Origin of the sequence: Nocardiopsis sp. NPDC006198, assembly GCF_040613895.1 — a bacterium.
In the GTDB taxonomy this organism is placed as follows: domain Bacteria; phylum Actinomycetota; class Actinomycetes; order Streptosporangiales; family Streptosporangiaceae; genus Nocardiopsis; species Nocardiopsis tropica.
Genome location: NZ_JBEXSY010000027.1, coordinates 1 through 18,842 on the forward strand (window position 1 = coordinate 1; position 18,842 = coordinate 18,842).

The 18,842-nt window shown below is 73.8% G+C and carries 19 protein-coding genes; 10 read left to right on the forward strand and 9 right to left on the reverse strand.

What is annotated here, in order from left to right:
* Positions 1-95 precede the first annotated feature (95 nt).
* Both ABZ234_RS19270 and ABZ234_RS19275 read right to left on the reverse strand, forming a co-directional pair.
* Complete coding sequence (locus ABZ234_RS19270) at positions 96-512, reverse strand: RNHCP domain-containing protein (protein WP_267946544.1); 417 nt, start codon at positions 510-512, stop codon at positions 96-98.
* Positions 509-886: an RNHCP domain-containing protein gene (locus ABZ234_RS19275; protein ID WP_267946543.1), complete on the reverse strand. Its 378-nt coding sequence runs from the start codon at positions 884-886 to the stop codon at positions 509-511. Before ABZ234_RS19275 ends, ABZ234_RS19270 begins: the two co-directional genes overlap by 4 nt.
* Positions 887-1,291: 405 nt before the next feature.
* On the opposite strand from ABZ234_RS19275, the gene ABZ234_RS19280 reads away from it, so the two are divergent.
* Entirely contained in the window at positions 1,292-2,269 is a 978-nt protein-coding gene (locus ABZ234_RS19280; RefSeq protein ID WP_355012985.1) for an ABC transporter ATP-binding protein, read from the forward strand.
* A complete protein-coding gene (locus ABZ234_RS19285) occupies positions 2,266-3,093 on the forward strand; it encodes an ABC transporter permease (protein ID WP_355012986.1) in 828 nt (275 codons plus the stop codon). The genes ABZ234_RS19280 and ABZ234_RS19285 overlap by 4 nt, the downstream gene beginning before the upstream one ends.
* Before the next feature lie 124 nt (positions 3,094-3,217).
* Here the strand turns inward: ABZ234_RS19285 and ABZ234_RS19290 are convergent, their stop codons facing one another.
* Both ABZ234_RS19290 and glpX read right to left on the reverse strand, forming a co-directional pair.
* Positions 3,218-4,918: a hypothetical protein gene (locus ABZ234_RS19290; protein WP_355012987.1), complete on the reverse strand. Its 1,701-nt coding sequence runs from the start codon at positions 4,916-4,918 to the stop codon at positions 3,218-3,220.
* A 208-nt stretch (positions 4,919-5,126) separates the two neighbouring features.
* The gene (gene glpX / locus ABZ234_RS19295) at positions 5,127-6,149 is read right to left on the reverse strand and encodes a class II fructose-bisphosphatase (protein WP_267946539.1); all 1,023 of its coding nucleotides are present in this window, start codon (positions 6,147-6,149) and stop codon (positions 5,127-5,129) included.
* 182 nt (positions 6,150-6,331) lie between these two features.
* On the opposite strand from glpX, the gene ABZ234_RS19300 reads away from it, so the two are divergent.
* Together ABZ234_RS19300 and ABZ234_RS19305 are read left to right on the forward strand one after the other, a co-directional pair.
* Complete coding sequence (locus ABZ234_RS19300; protein ID WP_355013020.1) at positions 6,332-6,970, forward strand: TetR/AcrR family transcriptional regulator; 639 nt, start codon at positions 6,332-6,334, stop codon at positions 6,968-6,970.
* A gap of 178 nt (positions 6,971-7,148) precedes the next feature.
* The gene (locus ABZ234_RS19305) at positions 7,149-7,721 is read left to right on the forward strand and encodes a DUF4245 domain-containing protein (RefSeq protein WP_352984030.1); all 573 of its coding nucleotides are present in this window, start codon (positions 7,149-7,151) and stop codon (positions 7,719-7,721) included.
* Positions 7,722-7,808: 87 nt separating this feature from the next.
* On the opposite strand, the gene ABZ234_RS19310 is transcribed toward ABZ234_RS19305, so the two are convergent.
* Positions 7,809-8,780 (reverse strand): 4-hydroxy-3-methylbut-2-enyl diphosphate reductase, encoded by a 972-nt coding sequence (locus ABZ234_RS19310; protein ID WP_267946537.1) that lies wholly within the window; start codon positions 8,778-8,780, stop codon positions 7,809-7,811.
* Between the two features lie 294 nt (positions 8,781-9,074).
* Between ABZ234_RS19310 and ABZ234_RS19315 the strand changes: the two genes are divergently transcribed.
* From ABZ234_RS19315 to ABZ234_RS19330, 4 genes are all read left to right on the forward strand, one after another.
* Positions 9,075-9,800: a hypothetical protein gene (locus ABZ234_RS19315; RefSeq protein ID WP_355012988.1), complete on the forward strand. Its 726-nt coding sequence runs from the start codon at positions 9,075-9,077 to the stop codon at positions 9,798-9,800.
* A 113-nt stretch (positions 9,801-9,913) separates the two neighbouring features.
* Positions 9,914-10,426 (forward strand): DUF3060 domain-containing protein, encoded by a 513-nt coding sequence (locus ABZ234_RS19320; protein WP_267946535.1) that lies wholly within the window; start codon positions 9,914-9,916, stop codon positions 10,424-10,426.
* A gap of 91 nt (positions 10,427-10,517) precedes the next feature.
* Positions 10,518-11,750, forward strand: a complete 1,233-nt coding sequence (gene xseA / locus ABZ234_RS19325) for an exodeoxyribonuclease VII large subunit (protein WP_330161757.1) — start codon at positions 10,518-10,520, stop codon at positions 11,748-11,750.
* Between the two features lie 2 nt (positions 11,751-11,752).
* Entirely contained in the window at positions 11,753-12,028 is a 276-nt protein-coding gene (locus tag ABZ234_RS19330; protein WP_355012989.1) for an exodeoxyribonuclease VII small subunit, read from the forward strand.
* 99 nt (positions 12,029-12,127) lie between these two features.
* On the opposite strand, the gene ABZ234_RS19335 is transcribed toward ABZ234_RS19330, so the two are convergent.
* Positions 12,128-12,670, reverse strand: a complete 543-nt coding sequence (locus ABZ234_RS19335) for a DUF6542 domain-containing protein (protein ID WP_355012990.1) — start codon at positions 12,668-12,670, stop codon at positions 12,128-12,130.
* 231 nt (positions 12,671-12,901) lie between these two features.
* Positions 12,902-14,314, reverse strand: a complete 1,413-nt coding sequence (locus tag ABZ234_RS19340; protein WP_355012991.1) for a DNA recombination protein RmuC — start codon at positions 14,312-14,314, stop codon at positions 12,902-12,904.
* A 311-nt stretch (positions 14,315-14,625) separates the two neighbouring features.
* Between ABZ234_RS19340 and ABZ234_RS19345 the strand changes: the two genes are divergently transcribed.
* A complete protein-coding gene (locus ABZ234_RS19345) occupies positions 14,626-15,381 on the forward strand; it encodes an alpha/beta hydrolase (protein ID WP_267946530.1) in 756 nt (251 codons plus the stop codon).
* An 84-nt stretch (positions 15,382-15,465) separates the two neighbouring features.
* On the opposite strand, the gene ABZ234_RS19350 is transcribed toward ABZ234_RS19345, so the two are convergent.
* Entirely contained in the window at positions 15,466-16,437 is a 972-nt protein-coding gene (locus tag ABZ234_RS19350; RefSeq protein WP_344185333.1) for an FkbM family methyltransferase, read from the reverse strand.
* A gap of 422 nt (positions 16,438-16,859) precedes the next feature.
* Between ABZ234_RS19350 and ychF the strand changes: the two genes are divergently transcribed.
* Positions 16,860-17,945: a redox-regulated ATPase YchF gene (gene ychF / locus ABZ234_RS19355; protein ID WP_267946528.1), complete on the forward strand. Its 1,086-nt coding sequence runs from the start codon at positions 16,860-16,862 to the stop codon at positions 17,943-17,945.
* Positions 17,946-18,014: 69 nt separating this feature from the next.
* On the opposite strand, the gene ABZ234_RS19360 is transcribed toward ychF, so the two are convergent.
* The gene (locus ABZ234_RS19360) at positions 18,015-18,725 is read right to left on the reverse strand and encodes a lysoplasmalogenase (protein WP_355012992.1); all 711 of its coding nucleotides are present in this window, start codon (positions 18,723-18,725) and stop codon (positions 18,015-18,017) included.
* Between the last annotated feature and the right edge of the window lie 117 nt (positions 18,726-18,842).

The window sequence follows — 18,842 nt, forward strand, 5'->3', positions numbered from 1 at the left end:
CGGCCGTCGCCGTAGACGTCGGCGGTGTCGAAGAAGGTGACGCCCTCCTCGGCCGACCCGCCCGCGGCGCCTCCGGAACCCCGTCGGCGCCGCCCCTACAGGCGAAGCAGCACCCGCCTCGCCACCGCGTCGGAGGCGGCCGCGAGCGGGCGGACCGCCAACCGGACCAGGGCGCGGGGGTTGTCGTCCCCGGCCACGCGGTTGGAGCCGAGTTCGCCGCAGCGGACGCAGCGGTGGATGAGCATCCACTCCCCGTCGGGACGCGAGGAGAGGCTCAGCGCGACCATCCTGCCCCGGCAGTCCGCGGCGCGGTCGCCGGGAATCCGGCGGTCCACGTGCAGGCTGGCCAGGCAGTTCGGGCAGTGGTTCCGGTGGCTGGTCCCCGGCGCGGCGAGGGGGACCTCCAGACGGCACCCCGCGCACCGGAACGACCCGGACTCGCCGGCGGCGTGCCGGACGGTCTTCGCCCGCTGGGGCCGCCGGTCACGAACGTTGCGCCTTCCCACGCTCACACCTCCCCGAACAGGTCGAGCGGGAACGGCGGGTCGGCGAGGGGCCGCACCGCGATCCTCATGAGGACGAGGTGGTTGTCGTCCCGGGAGACGGAGCTCCCGGCCAGCTCGTCGCACAGCGTGCAGCGGTGGACGAGCATCCAGGCCCCGTCGCGCACGACCGCGACGGAGACGGGGACCATGCGCCCGCCGCAGTCGGAGCGGCCGCCCCGGACCTGGTCGACGACGTGGCGCGAGGTCAGGCAGCTCGGGCAGTGGTCGCGCCGTTCTCCCCCGGGCGCGAGGGCGGACACGGACAGGCCGCAGCGCAGGCACGTGAAGGTGCTGGTGCGCAGGGTGGGACTGGGTTCGTACGGTGAATCGGTGGTGGACACCCGGAACTCCTTGCTGGAAGTGGTACGAGGCAGCAGGAGCAGGCCGAGCGCTTCTCGACGGAAGGGGCGCCGCGTCAGACGGTGCGGGGGCCCGCAGGGATGTGAGGCGCGCTCGGCGCGTTCCGGTTCATCAACACCTGTCCTTGACCCGTGGGGCGTCGGCCCCCGGGAATCGTCTCCGGTTCCGGGCTCCCCGGCCCGGAAGTGACGATGGTAGGCAGGGGCTCCGAGCGGGCGCAACGGGTTTTCCGCGGCCCCCGGGGCGGGCGCGGCGCGGGGGGTCGCCGGGGCGGCCCCCCGCCTGTGGCGCCCGGCCTCCGGGGGCGCGCGAACAGGCCGTGCGGTGGCCGCGCGGCGGGCGTAAACCCGTTGGAATTCCGGGCACCCGGTGCCTACGGTTGGGCCATGACCACACCTGTGCCCGGCCGCCGCCTGCCCGGGAGCGCGTCCTCCACCCCCGTCAACGCACCCCCGCCGGACGTGCCCGCACTGCTGCTCCGCGGCGTCGTCAAGCGCTTCGGGACGCTCACCGCCGTCGACGGGCTCGACCTGGAGGTCCCCCAGGGCGTCGTCCTCGGACTCCTCGGCCCCAACGGCGCGGGCAAGTCCACGACCATGAAGATGCTGACCGCCCAGTCCCTCGCGGACGAGGGCGAGATCCGCATCCTCGGTCACCCGATCCCCGCCGAGTCCAAGTGGGCCCGCGCCCGCATGGGCGTCGTCCCCCAGCACGACAACCTCGACGAGGAGCTCACCGTCGAGCAGAACCTGCGGATGTTCTCCTTCCTCTACCGGGTCCCGCGCGCCCGGCGCAAGGAGGCGGTCGCCCGCGCCATGCGCCTCGCCCAGCTCGGCGACCGGGGCGACACGCTCGTGGACGACCTGTCCGGGGGCATGCGCCGCCGCCTCCTCATCGTCCGCGCCCTCCTCCACAGACCCGAGCTCGTCCTCATGGACGAGCCCACCGTCGGCCTCGACCCGCAGGTGCGCCAGGACCTGTGGGGCGTCATCTCCGCGCTGCGCGACGAGGGCGTCACCGTCCTGATGTCCACCCACTACATCGAGGAGGCCGAACGCCTCTCCGACGAGGTGGCGCTCATGGCGAAGGGCGCGGTGGTCGAGCGCGGCACCCCCGCCGACCTCGTCGCCAAGTACGCGGGCTCCACCGTCGAGGAGTACACCCCGGGGGACGAGGGCGCCGACGTCCTCGAACGCCGCGTCCGCGAGCACGGCTTCACCACCCGCCGGACCGGCGTCACCCTGTCGGTCCTGCGCGCCGAGGAGCTGCCCGACTCCCTCCGCGACCGGCTGGGGACCCCCCACCGCCGGGCCAGCACCCTGGAGGACGTGTTCGTGACCCTGACCGGAGAGAGCGTCGAATGAGCATCCAGCACGACCGGGCCAGGGACGACGCCCGGCCCGAGGTCCACGCGCGCCCCGGACGGATCGAGGCCGACGCCGTGATCGGCGTCGTCGCCCGCGAGTGGATCCTGTACGGCCAGTCCTGGCGCGCCACCACGTTCGCCGCCGTCGTCGAGCCGACCCTCTACCTGCTCTGCTTCGGATTCGGGATGGGCGCCCTCATCGGCACCCTCGCCGGGTTCAGCTACATCGACTTCCTCGGCACCGGCATCGTGGCGGTGTCCGTGATGTTCCAGTCGATGATGCCCGCCGTCATCAACACCTTCATCAAGCGGCGCTTCCTGCACACCTACGAGGGCATCCTCGCCGCCCCGGTGGACGTGCGCGAGCTGGTCACCGGCGAGGCCCTGTGGCTGGCGATGCGCTCGGGCGTGTACGGCTGCGTCCCCCTGCTGGTCGCCGTCGGCTTCGGGCTCCGACCCGGCCCGGGCATGCTCCTGGTGCCGTTCATCGCGTTCCTGGCCGGGTTCGCGTTCGCGCTCTTCGGCATCTGGATCTCCGCTGTGATCACGTCGGTGCGGTCCATGGACTACGTGTTCAGCGGCCTGTTCACTCCGCTTTTCCTGGTCGCGGGCACGTTCTTCCCGCTCACGGAGCTGCCCGCCTGGGTGCAGAGCGCCGCCATGGCCAACCCGCTCTACCACGCGGTCGAGCTGATCCGCGGCTCGGTGTTCGGAGGGCTCGGCGCCGGTGCGGCGCTCCTCCACGTCGGGGTGCTGCTGGGGTTCATCGTGCTGATGTGGTTCCTGGCAGGCTTCCAGATGCGACGGCGCGTCGTCGGCTGAGAACACCCCGGACGGGGCGGGCCGCCCCCGGGGGCTGCGGCACACGGACGGCGCGGGCCGTCCCCAAGGGCTCCCGCGCCGTCCGTCCTGCCGCCCCGCGCGCCCTACCGGGTCGCGCGCCGGCTCACTCGCCGCCGCCGCTGGGGGACCAGCGCAGTTCGACGCCGCTGCGCCGGCCCTCCTCGGTGACGTTCACGGCCAGGCCCATCGCCCCCCACTCGGCGGGGTTCTGCACCTCGGTGTCCGTCAGCACCTGGCGCATGTCGAAGTAGCCGGCGACCACGGCGTCGTCCATCTCCTGCATGGTCTGCTGGAACACCGGGTCGTCGCCCAGGCGCCCGGTGGCGCTGCTGCCGCTCGCCACGACGACGGCGTCCCCGTCGGTGCTCACACCCGGCGGGGTGGCGTACGGGTCGGAGGCGGCCACGTTCTCGACGAAGTCGCCCAGGACGCCCTCGTCGCCGCCGACCGCGCGGTACTGGAACGAGAACTCCTCGCCGCCGCCGTAGGCCGAGCCGAAGAAGCTGTCCAGGTCCATGCCGGTGACGCCGAACGCCGTGGACGAGCCCAGCAGGTTCGTGAAGCCCTCCGGCAGCGGAGCGCCCATGGCGTTGAACTCGCGCTCCATCTCCTGCATCTCGCCGCTGCCGCTCAGGAACGGGATCTCGTCGCTCTCGTAGGCGTCGGTCAGAGCCGTGTCCAGGCCGCTGGCGCCGAACGCCATGACGGTGCTCTCCGGCAGCGACTCCATCGCCGCCACGCTCGCGCCCGGCGTCTCGGCCAGCCAGGCCAGGTCGGCGCTGTCCACCTCGAAGTCGAAGACGTCCGCCCGCGCCTCCAGGTAGTCACCGTCGATCCGCAGCGACGCGGTGGCCCGGCCGCTCACCTCACCGGTCTCGGCGGCCATCCCGCTCTGGATCTCCGCTGCGACGCCCTCCACCTCCATGAGGCGCGTGAAGTCCGTCCAGCCCACGGCCAGGCTTCCGCCGGGCACGTCGGCCACGTCGCCGGAGTAGACGTCGGAGTCCTCCAGGGACCCGTGCTCGTCCACCTGGGCGGCCCGGTCGGCCAGCGCCGCTTGGGAGGTGGAGAGCAGGGCGAAGCCGTTGGTCATCTCGAAGTGGAGGGTGTCGTCGCCGCTCGCGAGGGAGGCCAGCTCCTCCTCGGCGCGCCGCTCGTCCTCGACCGCCAGCGCCAGCGCCATCGCGAGGCCGGAGCCCTCGTCGACCTCGGCCGCGGCGTCGGCGGTCGGCCACACGGAGACGCCGGCGCGCTGGCCGATCCACTCCTCCACGTCGGCCTGGCGGGACTCGGGGAAGGCCTCGACGAAGACCTCCGCGAACAGCTCCGTCATGTCGCCGTCGGGCTCGTCCATCTCCTCGGTCATCTCCGCCGGGAGCTGGTCGACGAACCGGATCAGCTCCATGGCCTGGGACCCGTCGATCGACAGGTCGACCTTGCCGAACGCGACGGAGCTGCCGGGGAGCACGGACTCGGGCTGCGGACCGCCGAAGCTCACCAGGGAGACGGTGGCCCAGACGGTTCCGCCCATCACGACGAGCGCCACGCCCGCCGCGGCGGGGATCAGCCAGCGGTTGCGCCCGCCGCCACCGCCCGGAGGCGGGCCGTACCCGCCGGAGTACTGGCCGGGGGGCGGGCCCCCGGGGACACCGCCGCCCGGGGCGCCGGGCACGCCGCCCGGAACGCCCGGGGCGGCGTACTGCTGACCGGGGACGGGGCCCTGCGGCGGAGGGAAACCCTGCCCGGGCCGCCCGGGCGGCTGATGCTGCCACTGGGGCTGCTGTGAGGGATCGGGGTGGGACATCGGACCTCCGACGGGGGATTTCTTCGCGCGCGACCGCGCAGCCAACGCCGGGTCTGATGCCTGTCCACCCCGGTGTGGTTCGCGTTCCGCGCCACTTTCGGACGGCCGGTCGGGGAGAGGGCGCCCGCGCCGCCCCCACCGGCCGGGGGAGCGGCGGGATCCTGCCACCGGGCGCCGGACGAGGGGTGTCCGGGCCCGGGAGGCCGGGTCAGGGCGCGGAGGTGAGGTCCACGCCGCTGTACGCGGACAGCTTGCTCAGGCGGTGCTCGCTGAGCACCTGGCGGACGGTGCCGCTGCGGCCGCGCATGACGAGGGAGTCGGTGATGACGCGCGAGGACTCGTACCGCACGCCGCCGACCAGCTCGCCGTCGGTGATGCCCGTCGCGGCGAAGAACACGTCGTCGGACGAGACCAGGTCGTCGGTGTACAGCACGCGGCCCAGGTCGTGCCCGGCGTCGAGGGCCTTGCGGCGCTCGTCGTCGTCCTTCGGCCACAGGCGGCCCTGGATGACGCCGCCCAGGCACTTCATGGCGCAGGCCGTGATGATGCCCTCCGGCGTGCCGCCGATGCCCAGGAGCAGGTCGACGCCGGTGCCGGCGCGGGCCGCCATGATCGCGCCGGCCACATCGCCGTCGCTGATGAACTTGATGCGGGCGCCCGCGTCGCGCACGTCCTGCACGAGCTGCTTGTGGCGGGGGCGGTCGAGGATGACCACCGTCACGTCCTGCGGCGACTTGCCCTTGGCGCGGGCCACCGCGCGGACGTTGTCGGCGACGGGGGCGGCGATGTCCACCACGTCCGCCGCCTCCGGGCCCGCGGCCAGCTTCTCCATGTAGAACACCGCGGACGGGTCGAACATGGTGTTGCGCGGGCTCATCGCGATCACCGCGATGGCGTTGGGCATGCCCATGGCGGTCAGGGTCGTCCCGTCGACGGGGTCGACGGCCACGTCCCAGTCGTGGCCGCCGCCGTCGCCCACGCGCTCGCCGTTGTAGAGCATCGGGGCGTTGTCCTTCTCGCCCTCGCCGATCACGACCGTGCCGTTCATCGACACGGTGCTGATCATGTGCCGCATGCCGCGCACGGCGGCGCCGTCGGCGCCGATCTTGTCGCCCTTGCCGACCCAGCGGGCGGCGGCGAGCGCCGCGGTCTCTGTGACGCGGACCAGCTCCAGCGCGAGGTTGCGGTCGGGCGCCGCGGGCTGCGCGGACGGGCTACTGGGCTGCGACATGGACGTGACACCTTCCGACAGGGAACAGGGCGGGGGGACAGGTCTTAGGGTAGTCACCCGACGTGATCCCCGAGCGGCCCCGGGTACCCGCGCGGCCGCCCGAGCCGGTCGTCCGGAGGGCGCGAAGGTCTACTCTGGCGGGATCCGGACCGGAGCGGCCGGACTGGAGTGAGGGTGTGACAGTGGACAAGACGGACAAGCCGGAGAAGCTGGTGAAGCCCGCGCGGGTCTCCCCACGCGGAGCGGCCACCCGCAGCGCCCTGCTCAGGGCGGCGGCCCAGGTCTTCCACACGGTGGGTTTCGCCAAGGCCGGTGTCAGCGAGGTCGTCTCGGTGGCGGGGGCCAGCGTCGGGAGCCTCTACCACCACTTCACCGGCAAGGCGGACCTCTACCTCGCCCTGTACGAGGAGTTCCAGCAGCGCCAGCAGGAGCGGACCCACCAGGCGGTCGTGGAGGCCAGGGCGGGCGGTGAGAGCGATCCCACACGGCTCATGAACATCGCCGCGCACGCCTACCTCCTCGGATGCATCGAGGAGGGCGACACGACCCGCCTGTTCTTCAGCGGTGACGGCCCTCCCGGGTTCGACCACCAGCTGCGGTCACGGCTCACCCAGTGGACCGACCGCAACGTGGCGCTGTTCCGCAAGGCGGACGAGCCGGTGGACGAGGCCCTCCTGATCGTCGTGAGCGGGGCCATGCTGCTGGCCGTGGCCGAGGTGGTGCGCCGCGACGACGCCGAGGCGCGCAGGCTCGCCGACGACATCACCGGTCTGCTCACCCGGCTCGAACCACGGCACCGGACCGCGGACCCCGAGGCCTAGGCGGTCTTCCGCGGACCGTTCCGGGCCCGCGTCCGCCGGGCTGCCCCTCGCCGCGCCGACCCCGCTCGCACAGCCGGACCCGGTGGCCGGACAGGGCCGCCGCGGGGCCGGGGGTGCGCGCCGCTAAGCCCACCCCGGGTCGGAAAGGCCCCGGACCTGCGGCAAGCTGGACCCTGTCATGAGTGAGTACAGCCGGTCCAGCGCGACCTTCAAGAACTACGCCATCTCCCTCGGGATCCTCGTGGGCATCGTCCTGATCATGGCGTTCGTGGTCTCCACGCGCTCGGGCGAGCACATCCCCACCGTGGACTACCGGCCGGACGCCGACGTCCTGGGGGAGGCCGCCGACTACCCCGTGAGGGCACCCTCGGCCGAGCTGACCGACGAGGGGTGGACGCCCACCAGCTCCACCCTCAACGTGAGCGGTCCGGTCGAGTGGAGCGTCGGTTTCGCCACGGCGGCCGACAGCCACGCCATGTTCACCCAGAGCGACGCCGACCCCGAGCAGGTCGTCGCGGAGCGCGTCAAGGAGGCCGAGCAGGTCGGCACGGTCGCGGTCGGCGGACGCGAGTGGGAGCACTACGACTCCGAGGACTGGGGCGCCCTGGTCCTGCGGGAGGAGGGCGTGACCCTGGTCGTCTCCGGTTCGGCCGAACTCGACGAACTGGCCCACCTGGCCGAGGGGCTGGAGGACCTCCCCGCGGCGGAGGGCGGCGGGGACGCGGAGCCCTCGGAGTCCCCCGAGGGCTAGGCCCTGGTCCGCGGGTCGCCCCGGCCCCGGACACGGCGAACGCCCGGCGGGCGCACCCGCCGGGCGTTCGGCATGCAGGGGCCGGGGCTACTCGGCGCGCAGGTCGCGGCGGAGCTCCTTGGGCAGCGAGAAGGTCAGCGTCTCGTCGGCGGTCGTCACCGGGGAGACGGAGCCGTAGCCGTGCCCGGCGAGCTTGTCGAGCAGCTCGCGCACCAGGATGTCCGGCACGGACGCGCCGCTGGTGACGCCGACCGTGGTCACGCCCTCCAGCCAGGCCTCGTCCATGAGGGACGCGTTGTCGATCAGGTAGGAGGCGTCGGCGCCCGCGTCCAGGGCGACCTCGACCAGGCGGACCGAGTTCGACGAGTTGTCGGAGCCGACCACGATGACCAGCTCGCACTCGGGCGCCATCGCCTTGACGGCGTCCTGGCGGTTGGAGGTGGCGTAGCAGATGTCGTCGCTGGGCGGGTCGAGCAGGTTCGGGAACCTCTCGCGCAGGGCGTCGACCGTCTGGGTGGTCTCGTCCACCGAGAGGGTGGTCTGGGACAGCCAGGAGACGTTGTCCGGGTTGCGGACCCGGACCTTGTGGACCTCGTCCGGGCTCTCCACGATCTGGATGTGCTCCGGGGCCTCACCGCTGGTGCCCTCGACCTCCTCATGGCCGATGTGGCCGATGAGGATGATGTCGCGATCCTCCGCCGCGAAGCGCTTGGCTTCCTTGTGGACCTTGGTGACGAGCGGGCAGGTCGCGTCGATCGTCTTGAGCTGCCGCCTCCCCGCCTCCTCGTGGACGGCGGGGGAGACGCCGTGCGCGGAGAACACGACGATGGCGCCCTCGGGCACCTCCTCGGTCTCCTCGACGAAGATCGCGCCGCGCTCCTCCAGGGTGCGCACCACGTGGGTGTTGTGCACGATCTGCTTGCGCACGTAGATCGGGGCGCCGTACTGCTCCAGGGCCTTCTCGACGGTGATGACCGCGCGGTCGACACCGGCGCAGTAACCCCGGGGGTTGGCGAGGAGCACACGGCGTTGGTTCGTGGCAGTCGTCATCGCAGTCATGCGTACATCCTAGGTGGCTTGGTCCGTGTACGACCCTGGTGTGGGCGATGGCACCGTTACGGGGATATCCGCGCCCCACCGGGGCCAAGGTGACGGTATCGCAACAGGATGTGTCCGGTCGTGGATCGAAGTGGCGAAATCGTTCGCCCATCCCCTGCTCGCGGTGTTCCCCCTCCTCTATCCTGGTTCACCATCGCATCTGTCACAGGCGGTTCGCCCCGACTCGGCCTTGCCCGGTCTGCTGGACGCGTGCCGCCGACCCCACCGCCGAGACCACCCAGGAGCCCCCGTCCTATGTCGAACCCGACGATCGCCACGAAACTGATCACCCTGGCCAAGGGAATCTTCGGGCGCAAGAAGCCGGCCGCCCCCGCCGAGCCCGCGGACACCGCCGCCCCGTCCGCCGCCGAGGCGGCCGGGGAGAAGGCCGCCGCCGGGAGCCCGGCCCCCGCCGCCGCGCCCCCCGAGCCCGCCGCTGCGGCGTCGGCCGACGCGGAGCCGGAGGCCGGGGAGAAGGCGCCCGCCGCGGCCCCCGAGTCCGCCGCCGCGGAGCCGACCGCCCCCGAGCCCGCCGCCGCGGAGCCGGCGGAGGCCCCCGGGGCAGGGGCGACCCCCGCTCCGGAGTCCGGGACCGCCGAGAAGAAGACCACCCCCGAGAAGGCGGAGACCCCCGAGGAGGAGGGGGCCCAGGTCCGCACGGAGCCCGTCGTCCCGGCCACCGAGGACGTCCCCGAGGAGGCCCCGGCCATCGCCGAGGAGCTGGCCGCCGCGGAGGCGCACACCACCGTCGCCAGCGACGAGGTGCTGGAGAAGGTCCGCAAGGAGGCCGCACCCGCCGTCGAGGACCTCGCCGTGCCGACCTACGACGAGCTCACCCTCCCGTCCGTCCGCGCGCGCCTGCGCAAGCTCACCATCGAGCAGGTCCGCGACCTGCGCGCCTACGAGGTCGCGCACGGAGGGCGCACCGAGTTCATCAAGATGTACGACAACCGCATCGCCAAGCTGGAAGCCGGGGCGTAGCAGCCGGCGGGCCCGGCAGGCGCCTGTGCCGCGACCCGGCGGAACCACACGGGGGCGGGGAACGTCCTACTGACGAGCGCACCACGGCGCTTCCCGCTCGAAGGGCTACGACCATGCGTCCCGCGACTTCCACCGCCGCGCTCCTCACCGCGGCGGCCTTCTGGCTGACCGGCTGCTCGGTCGGCATCCCCGGCACCGACCAGGAGGTCAGCGTCGACCCCGACGGCGTCTCCGTCGGAAGCGAGGACGGAGAGGTCTCCGTCGACTCGGACGGCGACGTCACGGTCGGGAACCAGGACGGCGACGTGACCCTCGACGAGGGCGGCGGCGTGACCATCGACGACGGGACCGGCGACATCAACATCGCGTCGGTCGAGGGCAGCGTCACGGAGGACTGCGAGGGCCGCGACGTCAACGTGACCGCCAGCGGCGCGGAGGTCGTCCTCAACGGCCAGTGCGGCGCGGTCACCGTCACGGGCAACTCCCTCACCGTCCACGTCGGCGGCGCCGAGTCCATCCACGTGACCGGTGCCGAGAACACCGTCCACCACGCCGAGGGCGAACCCGACATCACCGACATCGGCATCGACAACACGGTGTCCGCGGGCGGGGACGCGCAGGGCTGACCGAAGCCGGGCGCGGCCGCCACGGCGCGCGGCCGCGCCCGGCGACCGGCCTGCCCGGAACTGTCCCCGGCCTCCCCTAGGCTCGGTTGCCATGGGCATGGAGAGTTCCGCCGAGGCGCCGCAACCGGTACGAGTCGTCCTCAACGCCGTCGGCCAGTGGATCGGCCGCCTGGGCCGGATCTGGGTCGAGGGGCAGATCGCCGAGCTCAACCGCCGGGGGCGGATGGCCTACATCACGCTGCGCGACCCGGTCGCGAACGTGTCGGTGCGGGTGGTCTGCCAGACCTCGGTGCTGGACGCGCAGAGCCCGCCCCCCGAGGCGGGGGCGCGCGTCGTCGTGCACGCCAAACCCGACTTCTACGAGGTGCGCGGCACCTTCTCGCTCCGCGCGCTGGAGATCCGCCACGTGGGCCTGGGAGAACTCCTGGCCAGGCTGGAGCAGCTGCGGCGCACCCTGGCGGCGGAGGGGCTGTTCGACGAGGGGCGCAAGCGGCCCCTGCCCTTCCTCCCCGCCACGGTGGGGCTGGTCTGCGGACGCGACTCCGCGGCCGAGCGCGACGTGCTGGAGAACGGCCGCCGCCGGTGGCCCGCCGTCCGCTTCGAGGTGCGACAGGTCGCCGTCCAGGGCGACCGTGCGGTCCGCGAGGTGCTGGAGGCCCTGAAGGAGCTGGACTCGCACCCGGAGGTCGACGTCATCGTGATCGCCCGGGGCGGCGGCTCCCTGGAGGACCTGCTGCCGTTCTCCGACGAGGCGCTGGTGCGGGCGGTCGCGGCGGCGGGCACGCCCGTGGTGAGCGCGATCGGCCACGAACAGGACACCCCGCTCCTGGACCTAGTCGCCGACGTGCGCGCCTCCACGCCCACCGACGCGGCCAAGAAGACCGTCCCCGACGTGGGAGAGCAGCTGGAGATCATCAGGCAGCTGCGCGACCGGGGGCGCAGGGTCCTCACGGGCGCGCTGGAGCGCGAGCTCTCCTGGCTGTCGGGCATCCGGTCCCGTCCGGTCCTGGCCAGCCCCGTCCGGGAGATCGACCGGCTCGCGGAGCAGGTCGCGGACATGCGCGACCGGGCCCGCCGGAGCCTCACCCTGTCGCTCGACCGGGCCGGCGAGGGCCTCGGCCACACGAGGGCGCGTCTGCACGCCCTGTCCCCGGCCACGACGCTGGCACGCGGGTACGCCGTCGTGCAGCGTCCGGACGGGTCGGTGGTGCGCTCCGCGGCGGAACCGGACGTGGGGGAGTCCCTGCGGGTGAGGTTCGCCGAGGACAGCCTGACCGCCACCGTGGAGTCCGTCCACACCGAAGACACCACCGAGGGGGAGTAGAGATGGCCGCCAAGGGCACGAAGACCGACGGCAAGGACGGCGGGGCCGCAGTGCCGGAGCTGAGCTACGAGGAGAGCCGCGAAGAGCTCAACACGGTGGTCCGCCGACTGGAGTCGGGCGGGCTCAGCCTCAAGGAGTCCCTGGCCCTGTGGGAGCGGGGCGAGGAGCTGGCCCGCGTGTGCGAGCAGTGGCTGGAGGGCGCCCGGGCCAAGATGGCCGCCGCCATGGACGAGCGCCGGGAGGACGACCCCCCGGCGGACGGGGACGCGCCCTTCTGATCCGCGCGGGCCCCGGCGGCTGACCGGTGCGCGATGGGAGCGCGCCTCGGGGGGCGCGGGGCCCGGCCCCCCCCGGGGGGCGACCGGGCGCGCCCGGCGCTACCCGCGGCCGTTGAGCTCGTCGCCCAGGTCGCGGAGGTTGCCGGGCAGGCCGCGGAAGACCCCGATGACCAGGACCAGCGCGGTGCCCAGGAAGAGCCAGGGGGCCGCCTCGGCCAGCCGCGAGGCGAGGCCCAGGAGCAGGACCCGCGCGAACCCCTCGTTGCCCAGGGCCAGCACGCTCTCGGCGGCGGCCACCGCCACGAAGAACCCCAGGGGCGGGCTGACCGACAGCGAGAGCAGGTCGGCGGGGCGGACCGCGGACGCCGTCGCCAGGCAGGCGACCGTGAAGGCGATGCCCGGCACGGCGGGGGTGCCCGACCACTGGGCGATCATGGTCCCGGCGAAGCTCAGCACGGCGATGACCAGGACGCCGCCCCGACCGGTCAGGCGGGGAGGCCGGCGCACGGGGTTCCCCTCCGGGGCGCCCGGGGCGGCGCCCGCTCTCCTCCGGGCGCTCCGCGCGCCCCGGCCGCGGCCCTCGGGCCGCACGAAGTACGGTGCGTGCCCGGGCTCCGGACCGTCCGCCTTCCGCGGGGGCATAGCCGTTCGCCTCCCAAGTGTGTTACTCACGGTGTTTAGTGTGTCACTTCTAGTAAGCGTAGGGCGTCTTTTCCGGGGAACGTGTCGCCATTTCGGTCACTTGCCCCTTCCGTCGCGAACACGCCCCCCACTCGTGGGACACCAGCATGGCGCACGGCGGTTCTGTCGCTCCGGAGGTGCTCGCCCGAGTGGTCCTCGGGCGGATTGTCGGACCTGCGCCGACCTGCGGATTCATGTCCCGTGCACGCTCTTTCGGGGTTCTTTTCCGGTCGAACCATTGCTCTTGTTACCCACATGCCGAATACCGTCGAAATCCGAGCCCTCCCGGTCTCCCGCTCCGGGAGCCGCCCCGCGGACCCCGTCACGCCCCGCGGGGCCGTCCGGCAGCGGTCCGCCGGGCGCGTGCCCGTCCTCACCGAACGCCTCCGCCCCGTACCCCGACAGCTCGGGGGCGGCCACCGTGCGCGGGCGCTCCTCCACGCCGGTCGGCCGGTCCAGCTCGCCGTCCACGAGGCCCAGCTCGCCGAACCGCCGGGCGGTCACGAGCACGCGGCTCTCCAGCGACCCCACCGTCTGGTTGTAGGCGCCCACGGTCCGGGTCAGCGCCCGGCCCAGGGCCTCCACGTGCCCGCCCAGCGTGCCCAGCCGTTCGTGCAGCTGCTTGCCGAGGTCGAACACCGCCCTCGCGTTCTCGCTCAGCGCCTCCTGCTGCCACGCGTACTGCGCCGTCCGCAACAGGGAGATCAGCGTCGTCGGCGTGGCGATGTGGACCCGTCGCGCCATCGCGTGCTCCAACAGGCCGGGGTCGTGCTCCAGGGCCGGGGCCAGGAAGGCCTCGCCGGGGATGAACAGCACCACGAACTCCGGCGCCGGGGTGAACGCCGCCCAGTACGACTTGGCCGCCAGCTGGTCGACATGCGTGCGGAGGTGCCGCGCGTGGGCGCGCAGGCGCTCCTCGGCGGCCTCCTCCCGGCCCGCCTCCACGGCGTCCAGGTACGCGGAGAGCGGCACCTTGGAGTCCACGACGATGTTCTTGCCCCCGGCCAGGCGCACCACCATGTCGGGGCGCTGAGACCCGTCCCGTGTCGCCGCCTGCTCCTCGAAGTCGCAGTGGGGGCCCATCCCCGCCAGCTCGGCCACCCGGCGCAGCTGCAGCTCGCCCCACCGGCCGCGCGCCTCGGGCCGCCGCAGCGCGGTCACCAGGGACCGGGTCTGCTCCCCCAGGCGCTCCGACCCCTCGCGCACGTACTCCACCTGCTTGGCCAGCTCCGCGTGGGCGGCCACCCGTCCCGCGTCCACCTCCCTGAGCTGCCGCTCCACCCGGTTCAGCGTCTCGGTCAGCGGTTCCACCATGCGCTCCACCGCCCGCCGCCGCTCGTCGAGGTCGCCGCCGGCCTGGGCGCTGACCGTGCGCAGGCGTCCCTCCGCGAGCTCCAGGAAGCGCTGGTTGGTCTGGTCCAGGGCCTGCGCGGACAGGGCGCGGAACCGGTCGCCGAGCTGCTCCTCGACGTAGGCCGCCCGCTCCTCGGCGGCCCGGGCCTCCGCCCGGGCCTCGGCCTCCCGCCCGCGGGCGAGGATCCATCCCACGGCGACGCCGATCGCCAGGCCGACCAGGAGCATGAGTACGAGTGCGAGACCGTCCATGGCGCACATGGTGCCAGCCGCCGTGCGCCCCGGTCTCCCCGCCACGCAGGACATCGGCGGGCAGGCCGACCAAGTCCGGCATGTCCGCCGCCCGGGGCCGTGCGGCCGCACGGCCCGGAGGACCGTTCCGGAGGCGGCGGCGCCGTCCGGGGCTCCGGGGAGAGGTGGGAGGTCGCGGACCCGAGTCCGCATCCGGACATCCTCTTTCCTTGTGCAAAAGTTTTCGAGACCCTGGAGGTCCGAACGCGAAGGCCGGAACTCCGCACCGGCCCCGATCCCCGCAGTCCCCCTATCCGAGGAGGCCCCCTCCCATGCGACTGGAGACCTACAGCAGCGGTACCGGAGACCACACCATCGCCCTCGTCCACGGGGCCATGGCACACCACGGGACCTGGCACGCCGTCGAGGCCGAACTCGTAGCACGCGGCCACCGCGTGCTCGGCGTGGACATGCGCGGCCACGGGCGCAGTCCGCGCGGCCCCTACAGCGTCGAGGCGCTCGGGGACGATCTCGCGGACTCCCTCCCCACCGGGCTCGACGCGGTCGTCGGCCACTCGATGGGCGGGGTCGCGCTCTCCCTGGCCGTCGAGCGGCTCGTGCCCCGCCGGGCGGTCTACGTCGACCCGGCGTTCCGGCTCCCGCCCATGGCCGACGACGCCGGTGAGCGCATGCGCAGGGTGTTCGCCACCGCGGACGTCGAGGGCGTGCGCCAGCTCAACCCCAGGTGGAGCGACGCCGACGTCGAGAAGGAGCTCAGCGGCTTCGCCTCCTTCGACCCGGCGTTCTTCGACTTCGTCGCCTCGGAGGTCGCCGGGAGGGACTTCCTCCCGGAGAGGCCGGCCGTTCCCTCCCTCGTCCTGCGTGCGGGGAACGGCATCACCGTCGACCCGCGGGCGGCACGGGAGCTCGCCGAGCGCGGCTTCACCGTACGGGTCGTGGAGGGGGCGGGCCACTGCGTCCACCGCGACGAACCGGCGGCCCTGGTCGACGCCCTGGACGGCTGGGTGCGCGGCCGCGCGCCGTCCCCCCGGAGGGCCGTGGCCGGGGCGGCCCGGGCGCGGCTGTAGCCGACCGGGCCCCTCCCGGGCAGCCCGCGGCCCCGCCGCGGGGCCGCGGGCCGGGAGGGGCCCGGCGCGGGCCGCGCCCGCCCCTCAGGCGCTCCTGGAGTCCGGGGAGCAGGCCCCGAGCGCTTCGCGCCAACCGGCCACCGACGTCCAGAAACCGGCGGGGACCGGCTGCGGCGTGAACAGCCACATCCGCTCCGTGGCGGGTGAGGCCCGTCCGGCGATCTCCGGACGCGGCCGGTAGGGCGGCCTCCCGCTCACCGGGTACCACGTGTACTCCAACGGGTCGAGCAGCGCCATCAGGCGCTCCTCGACCCCTCGGTCCGGCCGGACCTTGACCAGCATCCACGGCCGGTACCGGCGCAGCACCTCCAGCCCCCCGGCGACCACGTCGGGCTCCGTGCCGACCGTGTCGATCTTCACGACCGCCGGGGCGGCGGACGCGGTCTCGCTCCACCGGGCCAGGGTGCTCACCCCCACGGTGATGTGGGACAGGTCCCCCCGGGCGGCGTGCACCAGCGTGTTGCACATGTCGTTGTTCCTGGCCCGGCGCAGGTGGGCGGTGCCGTTGTGGTTGCTCAGCGCCAGCTCCACCACCGAGAACCCCAGGTCCGCGGAGGACGACACCGCGCGGGCGGCCGAGGCGATCTCGGGCGTGGGCTCGAACGCGAACACGGGCCGGCTGCTGCGCGCGGCGGCCAGCACCGAGTAGACCCCCACCCCCGACCCGACGTCGAGCACCGCCCCGGGTCGGGTGTGGCCGAGCATGGCGAGGAAGCAGGCCAGGCTGTCGGGTTCGTGGCGGGCCAGGCCGAACGCGGCCAGGCGCCGGGGCACCGTCAGGTCCCCGGGGAGCCGCAGGGTGAGACTGTCCGGTCCGGCCCCGCGGGTGTCCGACGCCAGCCGCGGGAGGGCGAAGGTGAAGCTGCGGCTCCACGGCGGGACGTGCGCGGGGTCCAGGCCGCCCAGCCGCCTGGGCAGGCGCACGCGGATCTGCCGTGTCGCGAAGCGGACGAGCGGGTAGCGGCGCACGAGCGCCCGGAGTTGTTCGGTGACCACAGTTGTCCTCCCCCAGGAACGTGGCCGCGGCAGAGGAGGGTGAGCGGAAGGCCCCGCCGCCCCCGCGGCGGGGCCGCGCCGCCGCGCGGTACCCCCGGACGTGCCGCCTGCCCGCTGCGCCGGGTCGGTCGAGGAGCCCACCGTGCCCCTGTGGCCCTCGTCGCCCCCGCCCGGCACGGACCGGACGTCCACCGGATGCCGCCTCCCCCGTGTCAGCGGCCGTGTTTCGACCGGGGACGCGGGGTGCGGGTGCCCGGGTGCGCGGCACACGGCCGCCCGGACGGTTTCCGCCCCCGGTCCCCGGAGACGTTGAACGAACCTACTGTGAGCAGCGTCCCCTGTGCAGCGTGTTTCGGTGATCGGTGCCGCTTTCCGGCGGCGGGGGACCGTCCCACCCGCCGGTCCGCATAGACTCGGGCCTTGTGAGTCTGTCTATCGGGATCGTCGGCCTGCCCAACGTCGGCAAGTCCACCCTCTTCAACGCCCTGACCAAGAACGACGCTCTGGCGGCGAACTACCCGTTCGCGACCATCGAGCCCAACGTCGGGGTCGTGGGCGTGCCCGACGGCCGGCTCGGGAAGCTGGCCGAGATCTTCGGCTCGGCCAAGGTCCTCCCGGCGACGGTGGACTTCGTCGACATCGCGGGCATCGTGCGCGGCGCCTCCACCGGTGAGGGCCTGGGCAACAAGTTCCTCGCCAACATCCGCGAGAGCGACGCCATCTGCCAGGTGATCCGGGCCTTCGACGACCCCGACGTCACGCACGTCGACGGCGACGTCGAGCCCTCCCGCGACATCGAGACCATCAACACCGAGCTGATCCTCGCCGATCTCCAGACCCTGGAGAAGGCGCTCCCGCGCCTGGAGAAGGACGCCAAGCGCAACGCCAAGGACAAGGGCGCCCAAGAGCTGCTCCAGGCCGCCCGGCAGGCCCAGGAGGTCCTGGACGGCGGCACGTCGCTGTCCGCCGCCGAGGGCATCGACCTGGACCGGCTGCGCGAGCTGAGCCTGCTCACGGTCAAGCCGTTCATCTACGTGTTCAACCTCGACACGGACGAGCTCGCCGACGAGGCGCTGCGCGGCAAGCTCCAGGCCCTCGTCGCCCCCGCCGAGGCGATCTTCCTCGACGCCAAGATCGAGGCGGAGCTGGCCGAGCTGGACGACGACGAGGCACAGGAGCTCCTGGAGTCCCTGGGGCAGTCCGAGTCGGGCCTGGCTCAGCTCGCCCGGGTCGGCTTCGACACCCTCGGGCTCCAGACCTACCTGACCGCCGGGCCCAAGGAGGCCCGCGCCTGGACGATCAGCAAGGGCGCGACCGCCCCCGAGGCCGCGGGCGTCATCCACACCGACTTCCAGCGCGGCTTCATCAAGGCCGAGGTGGTCTCCTACGACGACCTCGTGGCCGCGGGCGACATGCAGACCGCCCGCGCCGCGGGCAAGGTCCGCATGGAGGGCAAGGAGTACGTGATGGCCGACGGCGACGTGGTCGAGTTCCGCTTCAACGTCTGACCGGAACCGTGGCCCCGCAGCACCCGTGAGGGGCCGCGCACCGCCGTGACCGCGGCGGCGCGCGGCCCCTCACGCGCTGTCGGCGGGCGCCGCGCCCGGCACGGGGGCGGTCCGGTCCGGTGTCCGCAGCCGGGCCAGGACGCCGAGCACGAGCAGCGCCTGCGCCGCGGTGTAGGTGAGCATCACCCAGAAGCCGTCCCCGGGGAGGCCGAACCCGGGGACGAACGCCCCGAGGGCGATCAGGCCGTCGGAGACGAGGAACAGCGCCCCGCCGGCCCCCGCGAGCGGGTGCACCCCGGTGGCGAGGACCGCCGCCGCCCCCAGGCAGAGTCCGTACAGGAGCACCGGGACCAGCAGGTCTCCCGCGCCGGGGGCGCAGACCAGGGTCAGCGCCCCCACGGCCCCGGCGTAGGGGACGAGGAGCACCCGGCGGCGGTGGAGGACGCTGTCCGACCGCAGGGGTGCGAAGGCGACGGCGTACACGACCTGCGCGACGAGGAAGAACCCCACCATCAGCAGGAACGCCGTGTCGCCCGAGGCCAGTGCGGGCGCGGTGTCGCCGAGCCAGGAGAGGCCGAGGGCGGTCGCGGCCAGGACCGCGAGGCGTGCGCCCGGCCGGGGGGCCTCGGCGAGGAGGACGGCGGCGAGGACGGGCATCAGCAGCGCCTGTGTCGGGCGGGACCAGCCGTCGGCGCCGTACCACTGGACGACGAGGTGGACGGCGGACAGCGCGGCGTAGAGGGCCAGCAGGGCCCGTGCGAGGGGGCGGCGGGGGAGCATCGCGCCATCCTAGGCGCCGCACCGCACCGTGCCGGGCAGGCCCCGGGGCGCCCGCCGCGGGGGCGCCGTGCGTGCGGGGGCGGTGGGAGGGGTGGGGCCGCGGTGGCGTCCCCGGGG

What these genes read in the sequence shown, in the direction of transcription:
- ABZ234_RS19320 (WP_267946535.1), top strand. Translation starts at nt 9,914, where the DNA reads ATGCGTCCCGCGACTTCCACCGCCGCGCTCCTCACCGCGGCGGCCTTC.
- xseA (WP_330161757.1), top strand. Translation starts at nt 10,518, where the DNA reads ATGGGCATGGAGAGTTCCGCCGAGGCGCCGCAACCGGTACGAGTCGTC.
- ABZ234_RS19360 (WP_355012992.1), bottom strand. Translation starts at nt 18,725, where the DNA reads ATGCTCCCCCGCCGCCCCCTCGCACGGGCCCTGCTGGCCCTCTACGCC.
- ABZ234_RS19305 (WP_352984030.1), top strand. Translation starts at nt 7,149, where the DNA reads ATGAGTGAGTACAGCCGGTCCAGCGCGACCTTCAAGAACTACGCCATC.
- ABZ234_RS19330 (WP_355012989.1), top strand. Translation starts at nt 11,753, where the DNA reads ATGGCCGCCAAGGGCACGAAGACCGACGGCAAGGACGGCGGGGCCGCA.
- ABZ234_RS19280 (WP_355012985.1), top strand. Translation starts at nt 1,292, where the DNA reads ATGACCACACCTGTGCCCGGCCGCCGCCTGCCCGGGAGCGCGTCCTCC.
- ABZ234_RS19345 (WP_267946530.1), top strand. Translation starts at nt 14,626, where the DNA reads ATGCGACTGGAGACCTACAGCAGCGGTACCGGAGACCACACCATCGCC.
- ABZ234_RS19285 (WP_355012986.1), top strand. Translation starts at nt 2,266, where the DNA reads ATGAGCATCCAGCACGACCGGGCCAGGGACGACGCCCGGCCCGAGGTC.
- ABZ234_RS19340 (WP_355012991.1), bottom strand. Translation starts at nt 14,314, where the DNA reads ATGGACGGTCTCGCACTCGTACTCATGCTCCTGGTCGGCCTGGCGATC.
- ABZ234_RS19315 (WP_355012988.1), top strand. Translation starts at nt 9,075, where the DNA reads ATGTCGAACCCGACGATCGCCACGAAACTGATCACCCTGGCCAAGGGA.
- ABZ234_RS19310 (WP_267946537.1), bottom strand. Translation starts at nt 8,780, where the DNA reads ATGACTGCGATGACGACTGCCACGAACCAACGCCGTGTGCTCCTCGCC.
- glpX (WP_267946539.1), bottom strand. Translation starts at nt 6,149, where the DNA reads ATGTCGCAGCCCAGTAGCCCGTCCGCGCAGCCCGCGGCGCCCGACCGC.
- ABZ234_RS19335 (WP_355012990.1), bottom strand. Translation starts at nt 12,670, where the DNA reads ATGCCCCCGCGGAAGGCGGACGGTCCGGAGCCCGGGCACGCACCGTAC.
- ABZ234_RS19290 (WP_355012987.1), bottom strand. Translation starts at nt 4,918, where the DNA reads ATGTCCCACCCCGATCCCTCACAGCAGCCCCAGTGGCAGCATCAGCCG.